Source organism: Microvirga sp. GN3 (assembly GCF_055792825.1).
The window spans coordinates 1-19,156 of record NZ_JBVVAK010000141.1 but is presented as its reverse complement, the minus strand read 5'-3'; the positions used below and the strand labels follow the sequence as shown (position 1 = coordinate 19,156).

At 61.0% G+C, this 19,156-nt stretch carries 11 protein-coding genes and 5 pseudogenes; 8 read left to right on the top strand and 8 right to left on the bottom strand.

Annotation, left to right across the window (positions count from 1 at the left end):
• Positions 1-88: 88 nt before the first annotated feature.
• From ACS5Q1_RS37640 to ACS5Q1_RS37630, 3 genes are all read left to right on the top strand, one after another.
• The gene (locus ACS5Q1_RS37640; protein ID WP_473103039.1) at positions 89-655 is read left to right on the top strand and encodes an IclR family transcriptional regulator; all 567 of its coding nucleotides are present in this window, start codon (positions 89-91) and stop codon (positions 653-655) included.
• A gap of 316 nt (positions 656-971) precedes the next feature.
• On the top strand, positions 972-1,652 hold the full coding sequence (locus ACS5Q1_RS37635) for a 4-hydroxythreonine-4-phosphate dehydrogenase (protein WP_473103038.1): 681 nt from the start codon (positions 972-974) through the stop codon (positions 1,650-1,652).
• 156 nt (positions 1,653-1,808) lie between these two features.
• Positions 1,809-2,645, top strand: coding sequence for a universal stress protein (locus tag ACS5Q1_RS37630; protein ID WP_473103037.1), 837 nt, complete (start codon positions 1,809-1,811; stop codon positions 2,643-2,645).
• On the opposite strand, the gene ACS5Q1_RS37625 is transcribed toward ACS5Q1_RS37630, so the two are convergent.
• Positions 2,642-2,860, bottom strand: a complete 219-nt coding sequence (locus ACS5Q1_RS37625; protein ID WP_473103036.1) for a hypothetical protein — start codon at positions 2,858-2,860, stop codon at positions 2,642-2,644. The two genes, ACS5Q1_RS37630 and ACS5Q1_RS37625, sit on opposite strands and share 4 nt — an antisense overlap.
• 230 nt (positions 2,861-3,090) lie before the next feature.
• Between ACS5Q1_RS37625 and ACS5Q1_RS37620 the strand changes: the two genes are divergently transcribed.
• The 3 genes from ACS5Q1_RS37620 (at position 3,091) to ACS5Q1_RS37610 (ending at position 4,953) form a co-directional block, all read left to right on the top strand.
• Positions 3,091-3,384, top strand: a complete 294-nt coding sequence (locus ACS5Q1_RS37620; protein WP_473103035.1) for a dodecin family protein — start codon at positions 3,091-3,093, stop codon at positions 3,382-3,384.
• Positions 3,273-4,316 (top strand): IS1595 family transposase, encoded by a 1,044-nt coding sequence (locus tag ACS5Q1_RS37615; protein ID WP_473103034.1) that lies wholly within the window; start codon positions 3,273-3,275, stop codon positions 4,314-4,316. Before ACS5Q1_RS37620 ends, ACS5Q1_RS37615 begins: the two co-directional genes overlap by 112 nt.
• Before the next feature lie 190 nt (positions 4,317-4,506).
• Positions 4,507-4,953 (top strand): MarR family winged helix-turn-helix transcriptional regulator, encoded by a 447-nt coding sequence (locus ACS5Q1_RS37610; protein WP_473103033.1) that lies wholly within the window; start codon positions 4,507-4,509, stop codon positions 4,951-4,953.
• Here the strand turns inward: ACS5Q1_RS37610 and ACS5Q1_RS37605 are convergent.
• Positions 4,950-5,327, bottom strand: a complete 378-nt coding sequence (locus ACS5Q1_RS37605; RefSeq protein ID WP_473103032.1) for a response regulator — start codon at positions 5,325-5,327, stop codon at positions 4,950-4,952. The two genes, ACS5Q1_RS37610 and ACS5Q1_RS37605, sit on opposite strands and share 4 nt — an antisense overlap.
• A 28-nt stretch (positions 5,328-5,355) precedes the next feature.
• Complete coding sequence (locus ACS5Q1_RS37600; protein WP_473103031.1) at positions 5,356-7,635, bottom strand: ATP-binding protein; 2,280 nt, start codon at positions 7,633-7,635, stop codon at positions 5,356-5,358.
• Between the two features lie 478 nt (positions 7,636-8,113).
• Between ACS5Q1_RS37600 and ACS5Q1_RS37595 the strand changes: the two genes are divergently transcribed.
• Positions 8,114-15,670 (top strand): Ig-like domain-containing protein, encoded by a 7,557-nt coding sequence (locus ACS5Q1_RS37595; RefSeq protein ID WP_473103030.1) that lies wholly within the window; start codon positions 8,114-8,116, stop codon positions 15,668-15,670.
• Positions 15,671-15,829: 159 nt separating this feature from the next.
• On the opposite strand, the pseudogene ACS5Q1_RS37590 reads toward ACS5Q1_RS37595, so the two are convergent.
• Positions 15,830-15,955, bottom strand: a pseudogene (locus ACS5Q1_RS37590) (DDE-type integrase/transposase/recombinase); the annotation flags it as partial.
• Positions 15,949-16,333: pseudogene (locus ACS5Q1_RS37585) on the bottom strand (DDE-type integrase/transposase/recombinase). The pseudogenes ACS5Q1_RS37590 and ACS5Q1_RS37585, both read right to left, overlap by 7 nt.
• Between ACS5Q1_RS37585 and ACS5Q1_RS37580 the strand changes: the two are divergent.
• Positions 16,332-17,900, top strand: a complete 1,569-nt coding sequence (locus ACS5Q1_RS37580) for an IS1182 family transposase (protein WP_473103029.1) — start codon at positions 16,332-16,334, stop codon at positions 17,898-17,900. The pseudogene ACS5Q1_RS37585 and the gene ACS5Q1_RS37580 sit on opposite strands and share 2 nt — an antisense overlap.
• A gap of 152 nt (positions 17,901-18,052) precedes the next feature.
• On the opposite strand, the pseudogene ACS5Q1_RS37575 reads toward ACS5Q1_RS37580, so the two are convergent.
• The 3 pseudogenes from ACS5Q1_RS37575 to ACS5Q1_RS37565 all read right to left on the bottom strand — a co-directional run.
• A pseudogene (locus ACS5Q1_RS37575) lies at positions 18,053-18,197 on the bottom strand (IS6 family transposase); the annotation flags it as partial.
• 118 nt (positions 18,198-18,315) lie between these two features.
• Positions 18,316-18,957 (bottom strand): annotated as a pseudogene (locus ACS5Q1_RS37570) (IS5 family transposase); the annotation flags it as partial.
• A gap of 42 nt (positions 18,958-18,999) precedes the next feature.
• Positions 19,000-19,156 (bottom strand): annotated as a pseudogene (locus ACS5Q1_RS37565) (IS1595 family transposase); the annotation flags it as partial.

The following is a 19,156-nucleotide window of genomic DNA, read 5'->3' as shown; positions in this document are numbered from 1 at the left end:
CCCGAGACAGTGCTATGGCCGGCTGCGCAACCCCGGCCAACTCCGCCGGCCACCCCAGCCGTAGCGCCACGACCGATCATGCACTAACATTGACACCGGACCACCTCGTGGGGGCTGGCCACAGACATCCCGATCGCAGGACCTTGTCACGCAGTCTCAGCCAATTCTCGAAGAGCTCACGGCGAGGACGAGAGAGTCATCCGCGCTCAATCTGCTTAAGGGTGATCAGGCCGAAGTCGTCGCGACGGTCAGCGGACCGCAGCGTCTGGTTTCGCATATGAGATTGGGCGATCTCGCGCCGCTCTATGCGACATCCGGTGGTAAGGTCATCTTAGCCCATTTGGCGACGTCCAAGGTGGAGCAATACCTCGCGAATGTCTTGCTCGAGCCAATTACGCCCAAGACCCTGTCCTCGGTTGGGGACTTGCGACGCCAACTCGACGAGGTGAAACGAACCGGGGTCGCGTATTCGTTGGAAGAATTCACACCCGGCATTGTTGGACTTGCTCAAGTTGTCCTATCCGATGACGGTGAGCCACTCGGCTCCATCAACGTCGCGCTTCCGGCAGTCAGATATAATCCAGAAATGGAGCTCCTTGTGAGAGATGCCTTGACCCATGCTCGAGCTGAGCTGGAAAGGCGTGTCCGGCTGTAGCGTCACATCCGGACACAAAGCGGAAGGTCCGCTCGGGTCAAACTTTCACATTCCGGCCACTCTTCACACGTCAGCTCTGAGCGCCGAAGCAGACCAATCGCTTACGTCTCAGGCGTGCCAAGAGTGGCCCTTCCCAAGGAACACGGAGCCGTTGTTTCCATGGGCTCGACTTGTAAGCATGCTGCTTCGATGTACGCTCAACTCCGGGCTAGTGCTCGATCGCCGCCGCTTCATACCGAACGAGGCGCTTGGCAATGACCTAATTGTCTGGGCTGGTGCCGGGTGTTTCCGAACGCAACGACGTGGGCTCAAGCTGATGGCATGTGACTTCATCTTCATGCTGACCCACTATGATCGCACCATCCCGGATGCGGTCGACCGAGTGCCGGACGCTCTTCGTGCAGGCGTGCGCCATATCGGCTTCAAGGACGTCGGGCTACCGTTCGCCGGCTTACGCAGCCTCGCGGACAGGATCCAAGCCGCCGGTGCGACGCTTTATCTGGAGGTCGTCAGCTTGGACGCACGGAGCGAAGAGGCCTCTGCCCGTGCGGCCGTCGAGCTCAGGGTCGACGTCCTGATGGGCGGCACACGCCCGCAGGTGGTTCTGCCCGTCCTGGCCGGCACAGGCATCCGCTACTACCCGTTTCCGGGTCAGGTCATGGGTCATCCGAGTGTCCTTGTGGGCACCACAGATGCCCTTGTCGAGAGCGCCCACCAACTGGCGGCGATGGAGGGCGTCCATGGTCTCGACCTCCTCGCCTACCGCTTCCAGGGCGATGTACCGGATCTGATCAGCCGGGTCTGCCGGGCGGTCGCCACCAAGCCGGTGGTGGTGGCCGGCTCCATCGACCGCCCAGAGCGGATTGCCGCCGTCATCGCGGCAAGAGCTGCTGGCTTTACCGTTGGCACGGCAGCGCTGGATGGTGTCTTTCCAGCGCGTTCGTCTGCACTTACCGACCAACTCGCGTTCCTTGTCCAACGAGCATCCTCGCCTTGAACAATGAGACGTGTTCGTGCCTGAGCCAAGTGTGTTACCTGGCGCTCGCGCAAGGTAAGATCAGGCCAAACATCCCCGCCTACACGACAACGCCCGGCCGGAAGAGTACAATCCTCCCCAGCTTCGGGCAGCCATCGTTCAGTGTGGAGATGAGCCATGAAGTCGATCCTGGTTCCGGTGGAAGAGCATCATTTCATTCAGCCTGTCCTCGAGACCGCGCTGCTGCTCGGACGAGCCCTGGACGGCTACCTGGAAGGCATGGCGATCACCCCTGACCTGCCGCCCTACATCGCCTCCGACATCACCATCGGCGACATCTCGTTTCTCGATCCCGAGGTGCGGCGGCAGCGGGCCGAGGGCTCCCGCTGCTTGTTTGAGACCTTCATGACGGCCCAGGGGGTCCCACGATCCGACACAGATCCCTCCGGTCTTTGCTTCGGCTGGCACGGCGGTGATCTGGCCGAGGACGCCTTCGTCGGCCACTATGCACGGGCCTTCGACATCACCGTGCTCGGGCGGCCGAGCGATCAGCCCAATCACCCCCGCCCACCCACAGTCGAGGCGGTGCTGTTCGAGAGTGGCCGGCCGGTCCTGCTCGTGCCTGCGACAGCGCCTGGCACCCTTGGCACGACTGTGGTGATCGCCTGGAACCGAAGCACGGAGACGGCGCGGACGGTGGCGTTGGCGATGCCGCTCCTGGCCCGGGCGCAGCGGATCGTGGTGGTCGACTTTGAGGACTGGGGCGTATCCGGCCCGTCGACGCGGGATCTCAGCCGCACCCTCACGCGGAACAGGCTGTCGGTGGAGACGAGATCCTTGCCCAACCCGCACGGACATGCGGGCGAAGCCATTCTGTCCGCAGCTGTGTCGCTCGGGTGCGATTTGCTGATCAAGGGCGCCTACACCCAGAGCCGGTTGCGGCAGTTCATTTTCGGTGGGGCCACCAGCCACATCCTGGCGAATACGACAGTCCCGGTCCTGATGGCGCACTAAATGCTATCTTCGTCACGAAGAACGGTGCCGGCTCGCTTGGCTTCATCCTCGATCGCCTCGTCGATCGACTTGATCGCGTCCTGGATCTCTGTGAACTCCACGGCTCTCTCAGGGATGAAGGCCGCCGTGTTGAGGATGATCTCGGCCATCTCGCGCCGGTGCGCGACCAGCCGCTCGCGTGCTTTCTGCAGTTGCTGAACGTAACGGTGTGTCATGGGGCAAATCCGCTTCGAACCGAGGGCAGGCCCTGCAGAATAGCACGTTTGCCTGCGTCGGATTGACGGAAGCAGCCGGGTTGCCTGAGGGTCTCGGGCACCAGCGTTATGCAGATAGCCACGTGCACGGGAATGGAGCCCGGGAGACGCTTCCCTGACCAGGAACGGTCGCCCTTTTATGCGCTTGTCCCTTCAGGCGCTGCTCAGGCGCCGGAGCGAAGGAGGGACCTATGTCGATCGTGAAAATGGTGGAGTTGTCATCCCAGTCGCCGGACAGCTGGGAGGACGCGACCCGCCAAGCGGTCGAGCGCGCCGCACAGACCTTGCGCAACATTCGCTCCGTCTGGGTCAAGGAGTTCGAGGCCGTGGTGGAGAACGAGCAGGTTAGTCGGGCATCACCACGATGCGAGACATGGTCAAAGCCTTCCAGAACGAGGATCATTGCCGGCGCCTGGTTGAAGCCATGGTCTGGCCCAAGGGACGGATTTGCCCCGCCTGTGGCTATCGCCGCTCTATCGCTCTGACCAGTCATGGAAGTGGGAGGCGAACGCGGCTTGGGCTCTACCAATGTTCGAGTGCCACCTGCCGGTTTCAGTTCACCGTCACAACCCGCACACCTCTGCACGCGACGAAACTACCTTTGCGGACTTGGCTCTCTGGCCTCTGGCTGATGCTGCAGTCGGACAAGGGCATCTCGTCGATCCACTTGGCGGAGGCGTTGGGCGTCAGCCAACCAACAGCCTGGCGTATGGGGCATGCCCTGCGCCTGATGGTTGGGCGCGAGCAGGCGCTGGATGGTGTCATCGAGATCGACGGGCTCTATGTCGGCGGCAAGCCGCGGCGGGATCCGAATTATTCTCCACCCGGCCGCGGACGCAAAGGCCAGCCGAAAACCTTGAAAACACCAGCACTTGTGGCCGTGCAGCGGCGGCCGGATGTGAGCGTTGGTGCGCTGTCCGGTGAGGTTCGGGCAGCGGTGATTGAGGATCTATCCGAGTCCGAAGCCGATCGGGTTCTTACAGAAGCTGTTGACCCTAAGGCTCACTTGATGAGCGATGAGTGGAAGGCGTTTGTGTCCCTGGGCAGCGCGTTTGCGGCCCACGACACCGTCCACCATAAGGCTCGCGAGTATGCGCGTGGTCCCGTGCACATCAACTCGGCGGAGGGCTTCAATGATCGCATCCGCCGTACGGTCTCAGGGGTGTTCCACCACATCAGCCCGCATCTGGCGGATCTCTACTTCAACGAAATTGGCTTCCGCTGGTCGCAGCGGACCGTCACAGGCCAGGCGCCGCGCCGCACGCGCAAAGGGCGACAAGTGACCAAGACCTTGTGGGCGCGAGTACCGCCGGCCTTGCAGCTTCCGTCTGTGTTCCGCTTCGCAATTGGACGCGAGATGCGCCGAACGAAAGCTGGTGGAATCGACCTTCTCTCGAAAGTAGCTGTGTTTGGTTGATAATGCCGGCGCTCAATCGGGAGCAGATCTTGCACTGATCCCTCATTAGACACAGATCTTGCGCTGACCCCACCAAACGAAAAATGACCTTCTTCTCGAGCGGAACAACTCAGCGAAGCTCGGAAGGTGACAGCGTTGCCCTCTTCGGCCAAGAAGAGTAACAGTGCAGTTCCGAAACCCAGAGCGCACTTTGTCACCGAGACCCAAGATTCAAGCGGCGGCTCTGGCACGCCTCCTCGATCAAACCTCCCGAGCTCTGCACTCCCTTGGATTTGCAGCGGATCTGTTCCCGGCCCAGTGGACAGCATTGCGCTACTTCGCCTCCGCCGAACCTGCGCAGCGGACAGCGAGCGCCCTTGCCCGATTTCAGGGTATTGCCGTTGGTCCCGTCACCCGCACGGTGCGCACCCTCATGGCGAAAGGCTATGTGCGCAATCTCGAAGGACGGGCACGGGGACGCGCCAGGCAGGTTGAATTGACAGAGGCTGGGCGCGCACTTCTCGCTGCCGATCCGCTTCATCACATCACCACGGCCATCGACAAGCTCGATGGCGAGCAGCGGCTGGCCCTGGCAAGTGCCCTGGAGCATATTATACGCCACCTGCAAGCCGATCGGGATGGGGGCGAAGGCCTCTAGCGCCCCCTGCCCTCAATTGCCTCGATCAGAAGCGCCTCGTCGAATGGCTTGACGAAGACCTCCTCAGCCCCCCAAACCTCTGCCAGCGAGGCAGCCGTCTCGATCGTCATTCGGGGCCCGCCGCCCGTCATAGCGAAGACCCGCAGATGCGGTTGCTCGTTCCTAAGCCGCTTGATCAGCGAGATCCCGTCAACACCCGGCATCCATATGTCGGTTACGACGACGTCAAAGGAGCCCGAGGCTAGAAGCTCGAGAGCCTGCTGACCGTTTTCGGCTGTGACGGTCTCGTAGCCTGCGGCGTACAGCGCAATACGGATTGACTCACGGACTCCCAATACGTCATCGATCACCAAGATCCGACATGAACTCTGCATGGCCGATTGCTTCCTCTCTTGTGTTTCTCTAGTCATCCACAAACGTGATGACTATTTTTGTGCCCTGGTTCACTTCGGACTGGATGTCGATCGATGCTCCCCATCCGGTAACGATCCTGTAAACAAGGGCCAAGCCGAGACCGGTCCCCCCGCTCGTGGATCTGGTCGTGAAGAACGGCTCGAAAGCTTGCCTGCGTGTATCGGCATCCATACCCGCGCCATTGTCCGCAATGCACAGAACAGCCTCATCCCGGTCCGCGTGATGGCTGAGCGAAATCTCGATCCGTCCGGCACCGGCCATGGCATGCACAGCATTCCCGACCAGATTGCCGATCACCTGAAGAAGTTCTCCAAGCGGGACGGAAAATGTGTCTACCCGATCGATTCTGACATCGAGTTCCACGGCTGCCGGAATGGCAGGCCGCACCGCATCGATCGCCTTTGCCAGGGCTTGGTCGAAGGGCACGAGCGGGCTGGCCTGCAAGCCGGGACGCACCGTCGTCAGGATTCCTGCAACGATCTCCCGGGCACGCAGTCCCGCATCCTCGACGATCCCCATCTGATATCGCCTTTCGTCGGTGGGATCGAGGCTGCCGAGGACCCGTCGGGTCAGGTTGATGATCGGGTGGAGTAAATTGTTGATCTCGTGTGCCACGCCTCCCGCAAGCTGCCCGAGAGCCGCCATCTTCTGCTGCTGCATTTGCCGCTCGCTCAGCAGAATCTCATTGGTGACGTCGCTGAAGATGCCGCGATGGCCGCAATAGCGGCCATGTATATCGGTTATAGGCGCTCCGCTGACGGCGAGATAACGGTCCAAACCCGATTGCTCCTGAAGGGCTAGCACTACAGATCGAAAAGCGGTTCGCTCCCGAAGGGCCCTTTCGAGGGTCGCGAGACTTTGGATGCCGGACGAGCGCGACGTGCGACGCAGGCTTTCGATGAAACCGCTCCTGGGAGAAACCCCCAGGGCCCTACCGTCGATGCGCCCCGCAAGGTATGCCAATCGTCCCTCTTCATCGGTTTCCCAGAAGCTGTCGGACGCGCTGTCGGCAAAGCTGCGGAACCGCGCCTCGCTCGATTGGGATGCGCGTAGAAGTCTGCGCTCGCGGGCCTGGATATCGAGCGACGTCACAATTCCGAAAATCAGGAGCGAAAGACCCGCACCCAAATAGACGCCATTCACTGCAAACGCGTTAGGAGCGAGGCCGTCCGCCGTATCGAGCAGCAACCTCGCCGCACCGCCGGCAATCGCCGGAAACCAGCATAGAAGGAACAGAAGGGATCGGCGCCATTCGTGGAACATCATCGCTAGTGCGAGTCCAACTCCGGCGGCGAGAGCGGCGAGACCTATATAGGATGAATAGAGCCGGATCATGCGGATGTCCGCCACGAATTCGACGACCACCTGAGCTGCGCAGATGAGAAGAATGACGATCCCGCCCCTGTTCACCCGCGCAAGCCATGGCCGGTACGTCCGGACCCTCAGGTAGCATGCTTCGAAGGATAACCAGGCTGCGAAGGTCAGCAGACTGCCCGACAGTGATGCCATGCGGGAGAGATCGAATGACCCTGGAATGAGAGCAGTCTCCAGAAAGGCTCGGTCCGCTGCGACATAAATCATGAAAGCCAGAACGAGAGCGCTCAGCCGAAGCAGTGCTCCGTCCCTAAGAGCCCAACCGATGGCAAGAAGATAGGCAAAGAGAGCCACAAGCGCCCCCATCAATCCGCCGAAGGCAAGAGCCTGCTGACCATAGGTTGCGGCATAGGCTCGCTCCGACTCCAGCCAAAGCAGGGCTCGCATGGAGGAATGCGTTTCCACGCGAATGTAGAGCTCCTGCCCCGAGATGGACGCGGCTTCGACGTGAAAGGCAGGATAGCGCAGGAGTTCTCTGCCTGCGGCATAGTCGTCTTTCGGCTTCCAATCGACTATTCGCCATTCGGTCCCTGTCGGGACAAAGAGAGCTGCATGAGAAATCCGCGACTCGTGCAGTGATATGACCCAACCGGCCCCGGGGGGCAGATCGGGCACCCTCATCCGAAGCCAGAAGGCCGCGTTGCCGGTGGGGCTGACCCCGCGATTGGCAGTGCGGCCGTTCGCTGCGGTAAAGAGCGACGGATGGGCGGCAACGGTCTCGATCGTCGCCTGGCCAGTTGGATCGACGAAATGATCGGCCGTCGGGCCGATAAAAACCCTCTCCTGGCCCGGCAATTTCGCAAGAGACTGCGCCTGCGCCGGATATGTTCCTATGACCTGAAACAGGAAAGTCGCAAAGAGCATAGCGTAGGCAAAAGTCAGTCCGGGCCGCAACCGTATTCTCATCGCGCAACCTTAAAGCAGTGGCCTAACCCTAAGGGAGTACCCGCTTGACGCATAGAGCTTTTACCATTTATGGCTCACTGAGCTAATAAATCGGGTTGATGCACTTTCCTGGATGAAGCCATGCCCGGCTGCGGTGCGATCTTAAGTCGAAAACCGTCGCCCGGTCCGTAGAGAAGAAATGGCAGAGTTGCAGGGGGAATAGACATCTCGCCGAGCTGACGGGCATTGGGGCGGCCGGAATGAGTGGATGGCGAAGGAACGGGCATATCTGTGGCTTCTGGCACAGAACGATGTCGCCTGCCCACCCGAGAATAGCAGCCCGAACTCCCGTTATTGAAACCGCAAGTGCGATGCTCGTTCGGGCATGGCATGCGGTCGCCGAAACCTACGATTTTAGCACTCGCGAGAGCTTAGGGCTCAGTGCGTGAGCGAATACTGCTGACATAATACGCGCGTGGGGGAAAGTATGACGCTGGTTGCTGCCGACAAGATTGCTCAGCTCAAAGCGGGCGTGAACAAGGCACTGGGGTATATCGAGACCGCTCTTTCCGCCAAGGTTCTGGCGCAGAAGTTGCCCTTTATCGGCGACAAGCTGCAGGATGCTTTCGACAAAGCGGAATCGACCGTCAACCAGATCCGCGATTTGAAAGAGACGATCTTCGAGACGCTGGACGATCTGAACAACCTGCCCGAATATGCCGAGGCGCAGATCGAGACGGCGATCAATGACGCTCTGAGAGCAGCCGACTTCCTTCAGACCGCCGCAGACGTCATCATCAACGGCACCGACGTCCAGATCAGTTTCACCTGTGACGAGGTGAGAACTATCACGCTTGACCTCGCATCCGATCTCGGTCTCGGCGGGCTGGGGATCAGCACGTCCGGCCAGGCGCAGGTCGAACTCTCCTGCGCATTCGAATTCACGGTGGGCGCGGATGCCAGCGGAACCGACGCCTTCTACCTCGTGACGAATGGAGGAGCGCCCGAACTGGCGCTCGGAATCAGCGTCACGGCTCCGCAACTGGCAGCCGATGCATCGCTCGGTTTTCTCAACTTCAACGCCACCGACATGGGCTCATCCGTGACGGGGGCGTTCACCGTCGACCTCAAATCAGACGCGGACGGCAAGCTGAGGCTGTCCGAGATCGACAGCGGGGTCGACGTCCTCGATGCGACCTTCACCGGACAGGCGGATATCGACATCCATCTGTCGGGCGACATGGGTGCCGCCAATCTGCCCAAGATCAGTGCCGACCTCGCCGTCGACTGGGCGTTCGATAACTCGACTGTCAACCCGGATGGCGGTCAGCCCTTCGGCGGCACGCCGAAGGTCGTGTTCAACAACGTCAGCTACGATTTCGGCACTTTCGTCGAGGACTTCATCAAGCCGATCCTCGCCCATCTCGACCCGGTTCTCCAGCCGATTGACAAGGCGCTGGCCATCTTCCGCACGGACCTGACTTTCCTGAAAGTGTTCCCCAATTGGGAAGGGGTCTTCGACAAGGCGGGAGCGGATGTCGGGGGCACGGATGCGGCCGATGGGAAGATCACGCTCATCGACTTCGTCAAGATGGCGCAGCCGAATGCCAACTTGACGGGTGCGGTCGGGTTCATCGAACTCGTAGACGATATCGTCGACTGGGCCGCTTTCTTCCAGGGTAAGACCTTCGGCACCGACGAGTATGATCTCGGCTCGTTCGAGATCCTGGAAGACATCCGGGATGCTGCGGTCTTCCTCGATGGAATTGCACCCGACGCCTTGAATGCCGTCGGCAACACTCCCAACCTCGCCACGTTCCTCGGCGGCTTGGTAGGCGGCGGCTACAGCGCCGTCGATAGCGATGGACAAAGCGGCCAGGACATCCTCGAGGACATGCTCCTAGGCGATTTCTTCAAGTTCCCGATCCTGACAAATCCGATGGAGGCCTTCCATTTCCTCCTGGGCGGACAGGCGGACCTGTTCTCGCTCGACCTGCCAGCGCTGTCGCTCGATTTCGGCGGCGATCTCGGACCCGACGGAAGCCCCTCGGGCGACCTCCTCGATCTTGCCGTCTTCCCCATCGTTCCGGGAATTTCCATCAATCTCGAAGGTGCGATCGAGGTGGCCATGGACATGGCGTTCGGCTTCGACACGCGCGGCCTGATGCAGTTCAAGGAAAGCGGATTCACGGATTACGCAACGGTCTTCAACGGCTTCTTTGTCAGCGATCAGCGGGGAGACGATGGGGATATTCCAGAGGCATCCCTCTCCGTTCTGCTTCAACTTGCGGTCAACGCATCGATTCCTTTCGCCACCATCGGCGGGGCTGGCAACATTGCCGGTCAAATCCTTCTGAATCTCAATGACATCGTCAATGGATCCCCCGCAGACGGGAAGATCTATCTCGACGAGATGGGCAATGCCCTCCTGACCAATCCTTTCGGCATTTTCGACATGTCGGGCCAGATCACGGCAGGCTTCGCAGCCTTCGTGAACGTGGCCGGCTATGACCTCTGGCGCTACAACTCGCCACGCTACACGCTCGGCAGCTTCTCGTTCTCCGACGTTCCTCCGGTCGCGGCCGGAGATACTCCGCCGCCCCCACCGGATCTCGGCACGCTCGATGGAACGAACCTCGTTCTCAACATCGGTGACCGGGCTCACTATCGTGCGACCTCCAACAAGAGCGATGGCGACGAAACCTTCGAAATCGGAGGCAGCGGCGGTGATGTCTCCGTGCTCGCCTTCTCGCGCTCGCAGCAGTTTGACAACGTTAGCGGAATCGTGGCGAACGGCGGCGCGGGGGATGACGCGATCCTGCTCTCCGTCGATCTCGACATCTCCGCGACGCTCGATGGCGGCAGCGGCACGGACTACCTTTACGGCGGCGCGGCTGCCGATGTGATCCGGGGAGGAACCGGTCGCGATTATCTCCACGGGCGCGCTGGAGGGGATCGGCTGGAAGGACAGGACGGAGATGACGTCCTCGACGGCGGTGCGGGTGCCGACACCCTGGATGGCGGCGCCGATTTCGATATCGTCACCTACGAGAACTCGACAGCAGCCATCCGCATTGATCGGGAGACAGGCGAAGCCAGCGGCGGGGATGCCGAAGGCGATACCTACTCGAATATCGAAGTGTTCGAGGGATCGAATCTCGGCAACGACACCATGCTGGGCGGCGCCGGGTCCGACATCTTCCTCGGCTTGCTGGGAGATGACCGCCTGGAGGGACGTGCCGGGAACGATGTGCTTCTCGGCGGCGAGGGCAAAGATATCCTTCTGGGCGGGCTCGATGACGACACGCTCTATGGAGGCGGTGGCAACGATTCGCTCGACGGCGGGGAAGGTGCCGATGTTCTCAAGGGCGGATCGGGCGACGATCTCTACCTCGTCGATCATCAGGGCGATTCCGTCTATGACCACGATGGAGCAGATGCAGGCGGCTACGACCGCGTCATCTCATCCGTCAACTTTACTCTGGTGGATGGAAGCGGGATCGAGGAACTCGTGCTGACGGGTTCGGCCCGGAGCGGAACAGGAAACGCGGACCAGAACCAGATCATCGGCACGGCCGCCGCGGATACCCTCAACGGCGGCGGCGGCGTGGATACGCTCGAGGGAGGCGCGGGCAACGATACGTACGTGCTCGACAGCCTGGGAGACCGGGTTCTGGAACTGGCCGGCGAAGGAACAGACGAGATTCGCCTTTTGATCGGAGGCATTGCTGCCGGAGCGACCTTCTCGCTCGACACCGATTGGGGTGCTCAGATTGAGAACGTGACGCTGGCGGATGATGCCCACGGAATCGATCTTACCGGTAACAGCCTCGACAATGTTCTGGTCGGCAACCGCGGAGCCAACATTCTCCGAGGGTTGGAAGGAAACGATACGCTGATCGTCGGCTTCAGTGGCGCAACGAAGGACGATACACCTGTTGATGAGGTGTATGGTGGTTCCGGTTTCGACCATCTGGTGGTGGACTGGTCGGGCCTGACGGAAGCGGCGTTCTTCGACGGCGACTATGACAGCGGCATCGACGGCTATTCGAGCACGAGCACCATCGGCGGCTACACCCGGTTCTACCACTACGGCGTCGAGCGCTACACGGTCACGACCGGCTCGGGCAACGACACGATCGAGACCGGCCAGCACCGGGACGTGATCTCGGCAGGCGCCGGCGATGATACGATCCGCTCAGGCGCGGGCTGGGATCAGGTCGACGGCGGCACCGGCAACGACAGCTGGAAGGCGGACTGGTCGGACGTGACGCAGGCGATCACGCTCGATCTCAACGCCAGCGACACGGCCCTGACGGACGGACGCTTCGTGAAGAATGTCGAGTGCCTGGAGGAGTTCAAGACCGGCGCCGGCGCCTTCGACGATGAGATCACCCTGAACAAGGATGCCAGCATCGGCCCCGATACGATCTACACGCAGGATGGCTCCGACACGGTCTACGTGTTCGGCGGCACGACCAAGGACGACACGGCGGCCGATATCATTCACATGGGTACGGGCGCGGACGATCACTTGGTGGTGAACTGGTCGGGCCTGACGGAAGCGGCCTTCTTCGACGGCGACTATGCCGGTGTCGATGGCTATTCCAGCTCCAGCACCATCGGCGGTTATACCCGGCTCTATCACTACGGCGTGGAACGCTACACGGTCACGACCGGCGCGGGCAATGACACGATCGAGACCGGTGCCAACAAGGATGTCATCTCATCCGGAGCCGGCGACGACACCATCCGCTCTGGATCTGGTTGGGATCAGGTCGATGGCGGCGCCGGCAACGACAGTTGGAATGCGAACTGGTCGGACGCAACACAGGCAATCACGCTTAACCTCAATGCCAGCGATACGGCACTGACGGATGGGCGCTTCGTCCGGAATGTCGAGCGCCTGGAGGAGTTCAAGACCAGCGCAGGCGCCTTCGACGACGTGATTACGCTGAACAGGAACGCGGCCATCGGCTCCGACACGGTCTATACGCAAGATGGGTCGGATATCGTGTATGCGTTCGGCGGCACGACCAAGGACGACACTGCCCAGGATAGCGTGTACATGGGCGCGGGCGCGGACGATCACTTGGTGGTCGACTGGTCCAGACTGACGGAGGCAGCCTTCTTCGACGGCGATTATGTCGGGATCGATGGATACTCCAGTTCGAGCACCGTCGGTGGCTATACCCGGCTCTACCACTACGGTGTGGAACGCTACACAATTGCGACGGGTGCGGGTAACGATACGATCGAGACAGGCGCCAATCGCGATGTCATCGCGGCCGGGGCTGGTGACGACACCATCCGCTCGGGCTCCGGCTGGGATCAGGTAGACGGTGGCGCCGGCAATGATAGCTGGAGCGCAAACTGGTCGGATGCGGCCGAGGCGATCAACCTCGATCTCAACGCCAGCGACACGGCCCTGACGGACGGACGCTTCGTGAAGAATGTCGAGCGCCTGGAGGAGTTCAAGACCGGCGCCGGCGCCTTCGACGATGAGATCACCCTGAACAAGGATGCCAGCATCGGCCCCAATACGATCTACACGCAGGATGGCTCCGACACGGTCTATGTGTTCAGCGGCACGACCAAGGATAACACCGCCACCGATGCCGTCTTTATGGGCATAGGTGAAGACGACCATCTTGTGGTCGACTGGTCAGGACTGACGGAAGCGGCGTTCTTCGACGGCGACTATGTCGGCATCGATGGCTATTCCAGTTCGAGCACCATCGGCGGCCACACCCGGCTCTACCATTACGGCGTCGAGCGCTACACAGTCACGACGGGTGCGGGCAACGACACCATCGAGACCGGCGCCAACCGTGACGTTATCGCGGCCGGCGCCGGTGACGACATCATCCGCTCCGGATCTGGCTGGGATCAGGTCGATGGCGGCAGTGGCAACGACAGCTGGAGCGCGAACTGGTCGGATGTAACGCAGGCGATCACGCTCGATCTCAATGCCAGCGACACCGTGCTAGCAGACGGGCGTTACGTCCGGAATGTGGAGCGCCTGGAGGAGTTCAAGACCGGCGCGGGCGATTACGATGATGTGATCACGCTGAACCGCAACGCCAGCATTGGCTCTGACACGGTCTATACCCAGGACGGCTCGGACACCGTCTACGTGTTCGGCGGCACGACCAAGGACGACACTGCCCAAGATGGCGTGTACATGGGTGCGGGCCGGGACGATCACCTCGTTGTGGACTGGTCGGGGCTGACGGAAGGAGCTTTCTTCGATGGCGATTATGCCGGTGTCGATGGCTATTCCAGCTCCAGCACCATCGGCGGTTATACCCGGCTCTATCACTACGGCGTGGAACGCTACACGGTCACGACCGGCGCGGGCAATGACACGATCGAGACCGGTGCCAACAAGGATGTCATCTCATCCGGAGCCGGCGACGACACCGTTCGCTCAGGCGCAGGCAACGACAGCTTGTCGGGGGGTGACGGCAATGACTGGCTGGAGGGCGGTGCCGGGAATGATATTCTCCAGGGCGGCGACGGCGACGGTGACATCGCGGTCCTCTCGGGCTCACGCAGCGATTATACATTCGCACTCCATCGCGATGGCATTATCGACATCTCGGATCGGCGGGATGCCGGAGACGGCCAGGACAATGTCGAGGGAATTGAATTCCTTCAATTCTGGGACGGGACAATTCGACTGACCACTGTTGCTCTCGAAGACCAAAGCGTCGGCGAAGACGAGCATTGGTCGTTCCAATTCCCCGAGGAGCTCTATTCCAGGCAGGGAGCATTGGACCCGAGCATCACTCTGGCTGATGGAAAGGCCTGGCCGGAATGGCTCACATTCAGTGCCGAGACCAGAACCTTGTCGGGCACCCCGCCGCTGAACTTCAACGGTGTCATCGATCTGGCAATTAGTGTCCGCAGCAACGCCCGCGTCGCCTTGTCGAGCCTTAGGCTTACGGTGGAAGCCATCAACGATGCGCCGGTGGCCGCGATATCCGGCAACAATGCACTCGGAAGCGAGGACACGGTCATCACCGGCAAGGTGCTGGCGGGAACGGACGTCGAAGGCAATCCCCTTGCATACGAGTTGGTCGCACCCGTTGCGGGGCTGAGCTTCGCGGCCGATGGCAGCTACAGCTACACCCCGACTGCGAACTTCCACGGCACTGTTTCCTTCGAGTATCGAGTCGTGGATAGCGCTGGGGCGAAAAGCGCGCCGATGACATTCGTCCTGAGCGTCGCTTCGGTTAATGATGTTCCATCGGATATCATCCTCTCGAATGCCGCCGTGACCGAAAACGCGAGTGCAGGAACAGTCGTTGGTTCGCTCACCGCGCTCGATGTCGATGGGGATTCGGCCTTCACCTTCAGCCTGCTCGACGATGCCGGCGGACGGTTCATGCTCGGCGCGGACGGAAAGTCCATCGCGGTCAAGAACGGGTTCCTCCTGGACTACGAGCAGGCCATGGGCCATCAGGTTGTTGTACGGGCTACCGACGGAAACGGCGCCAGCTACGACGAGAAAGTGACCATCGCGCTGTCGGACGTGCCGACTGAGAACACGACCGGCACGGGCGGAAGCGACATGGTCTCGGGCGGGTCAGGCAGCGATAATCTCTCCGGCGGTGCCGGAAACGACGTCCTGAATGCCGGCGGAGGCAAGGACAGGGTCAATGGTGGCTCCGGCAACGACCGGATCATCGGCGGTGCCGGCCAGGATTCACTCACCGGCGGCTCGGGCAAGGACGTGTTCGTGTTCGCCAACAAGGATACCGGCGCGAGCAAGGCCAAGGCCGATTATATTTCGGATTTTTCGGGCAAGGGCGGCGACAAAATCGAACTGAAGCTGATCGATGCTGACGTGAAGAAGAAGGGCGATCAGGCCTTCACCTTCATCGGCAAGAACGCCTTCACCAAGGCCGGGCAGGTCAGTTACGAGAAGATTGGCGAGGAGACGTTCATCTATCTCAACACCGACAGCGACAAGTCGGCGGAAGGTGTGATCAAGCTCAAAGGGGCCATGGACTTCAGCAAGGGTTGGTTCGTGCTGTAACGGACATAAGCTTGGACGTTTCGGCTCCGTTGCATTAACTTGAAAAGGGCGCAACGAGCCCGGTTGAATGGAGCGCCCAGGCGGCAAGGCCGAAGAACTGGTTGACGAGACGGATTTCGCCTGCCACGCCGGGTGGCTGAGGACGCAGTGACCGCGGCGGATCATGCGCATGACCTCGAAACCCCCGATGGTGGCAGAGGCTGTCTTCATCCTCTGGAAGCTACGCGCCGGCCGGATCAGGCACTTGAGCGCACCATGATCCGCTTCAACGATGTTATTCAAGTATTTCGATGTCCGATATCCTTCGGCAGCCCCTCGCTTTGTAAGCGTCGGATGGCCTTCGGGTACGAGGCCAGTCTGTCAGTCGTGATCGAGCGTGGCGGATAGTCGCTCATCGTCTTGAGCGCTTTACGCAAGAAGCGATAGGCTGCTCCAGTGTCGCGTCTCTCTGCCAGCATGGAACAGGTACTTCCACCTCCCGCCGACCCGAACATAGGTCTCATCAACCCGCCATGATCCTGATCGAAAGCCCTGGCATTGGCGAACTCGCTTCTCAATCTCTGGGGCATAGCGCTGAACCCAGCGGAAGACGACCTGTGAGAAAATCCACTGGGAGCTCGAACGTGCTACAATAGCCAGAGTCTTCCAGGGAGGGCAGGTCATGGACCCTGTCGATCCGCAGGCCTCAAGTGAGACGGTTCAATCGTCCTGTTCCCGCTCAGATCCATCACGGCTAAAGCGCGTTCGGCTGGTGCACGTTGATCGCCGGCAGCTGTGCTGGACCATGCTCGATGTCGAGCGACTGGTCGACGAGGACCATCCGGTTCGGGCGATCTGGGAACTGGTGGGCCGGCTTGATCTGTCAGCCTTTGTAGACCAGATCGGTTCGCTTGAAGGTGGAGCTGGGCGGCCTGCCTACGATCCTCGGCTTTTGGTGAGCCTATGGATCTACGCCTACAGCCGCGGCATCGGTTCAGCGCGAGAGGTCGAGCGACGCTGCGAGCACGATCCCGGCTTTCGTTGGCTGACGGGCCTCCTCACGATTAACCATCATACCTTGTCCGACTTCCGCTTGGCCCATCATGACGCGTTGGACGCGGTGTTCACGCAGGTACTTGGGATCTTGAGTGAGGAGGGATTGGTGACCCTGCAGACCGTCATGCATGACGGCACGAAGATCACCGCGCAGGCCGGACCGAGCTCGTTCAAACAAGAGGAGCAGATCCGGAAGCATCTGACGGCGGCTCGGGAACATGTTGCCGCCATGGGAGATCCTCGCAGTGAGGACCAGACACCGCGGCAAGCCGCAGCTCGCGAGCGGGCGCGCCGCGAGCGCATGGAGCGGCTCGAGCAAGCCCTCGTCAACGTTCAGCAGATCAGTGCCGCCAAACGCCCGGGCTATGCTCGCGCGAGCACGCAACAGATCGGCGTGAGCACGACGGATCCGCAGGCGCGGATCATGCGCCACCGGGATGGGCATTATGGCTTGAGCTACAATGTCCAGATCTCCACCGATGCTGCCCATGGCATCGCAGTCGGCTTGCATGTCGGGCAAGCCGCTCCTGATGACGAATATCTTGTTCCGGCGGTGGCGCAGATCGAAGACCGGCTGGCCCAGACGCCCGAGCAGATGGTGGTGGATGCCGGCTATACCAGCCGCCAGAACATCCTGGCCGTGTCTGAGAAGGCGATTGAACTGGTGGGCCCGTGGACTGAAGGTGATGGACGGGCCAGGCAGCGCTTTGCGCGAGCGGGCATCGGCGAAGGGTTCTTGCCGGACAAGTTCCGTTACGACCCGGCTTCCAACACCTACATCTGCCCGGAAGGCAAACGTCTGACGGCCTGCGACGGCCAGGAGGCGAGACCGGGGCGGACCATGGTGCGCTATCGCGCCCGTCAGGCGGATTGTGGGCCTTGTCTCAAGCGTGGACAGTGCTGCTCTGGCAACCGGCGCTATGGGCGCTCCATCGTGGTGACCCGTGAGGATCCAGTGGTGAGCGCCTTCCGAGCGCGTCAAGCGACATTCGAGACGCGGATCTTGCTGCGCGAGCGTGGACGGGCGGCGGAACTGGTCAATGCGTGGTTGAAGGAGAAGCTTGCCCTCAGGCGCTTTCATGTTCGTGGCTTGAGGAAGGTCAGCACTGAAGCCCTCTGGGCAATGTTGACCTACAATATCCAGCAATGGATTCGTCTGCGCTGGCTTCCAAGATTTGCCGCCCGCACCGCCTGAAGGCAGCAACGCGCAAGGCACTCTGGCCTCAGCTTGGAGGCTGACCGCAAGCATCTCCGCCTAGCAACTGCGTTCTGTCTTGCGTGCACCATGGGAGCACGCCATGGCCTGAGCTGCAGCAAACGCTCCTCGGAAGAATTTTCTCACAGGTCGAAGATAGTGCTCGGGTCAACAGCGACACCGGACTCCTCCATCATCTCGGCCAGATCACGGTAGCTGATCCCGTATTTGCAATACCCAGCGTACACACAGCAGGATGACCTCGACTGGAAAGCGGCGGCGCTTGAATAGAGACATCAGGACGGCTCCTCAATTGGCCGCCCTTTCCTAACCCGCCAAGGTTAATGCAACAGAGCCAACAGACTTTGGTGCGTAATCTCGGATGAGAGCCGCATTCAGCCCCTGACACTGGAGTTCAGGCGAGGCGCTGGGATACCGGCATGCCAAGGCGGGTCATGAGGTTAAGGACCTTGCAGCCGACTGCGGCTTCGGTCTTTTGCATTGGCAGATTCCGGGCGTGGAGGCGACGACCAATCACGGTCTTGTAACGCATCATTGCAACCTCGCCCAAGGACCGCCGGCCATAGTTGACCGCCTTTTGCCAGCCGAGCCGACCACGCTCCTGAATCAGCTGGAGGTGCTGGTCGCGCTGGGTGGGCGCCGTCTCGGCCGTGTCGCTCGGCACTGCTGTTGATCGTGGTGGGATGATCACGGCCGCAGCAGGATCCCGCTCGGCGATAGTACGGTAGACGGACTCACCATCATATGCGCCATCAGCCGTGACCGAAGCGATCGAGCGTGGGATCTGATCCAGCAAAGGCCCGACCAGCGAGGCGTTGCCGTCTGCAGTGGTCGTCAGTTCCGACGCGAGGATCTCATCGGTATCGGGATCGACGGCGAGGTGGAGCTTTCGCCAGGTCCGGCGCCCGTGGCCGCCATGCTTCTCACGCTGCCATTCGCCAACACCAAATACGACCAGCATGCCTTCGGTCTGGCGCCAGGGCCGATTAAACGCCAGCCGGAGCACCAAGCCGATCTCGACCGCGATCGCCAAGTAGGGATCAACGCAAGATCTATGCCTGATTGTACGGCGGCATTATCAACCAAAGACAGCTACCTTCGAGAGAAGGTCGATCCCGCCGTCCTTCGATCGGCGCATCTCGCGTCCAATTGCGGAGCGGAAAACGGCTGGAAGTTGGAGTGCAGGCGGTATTCTCGCCCACAACGTCTTGGTCACCGGCCGTCCTTTGCGTGTG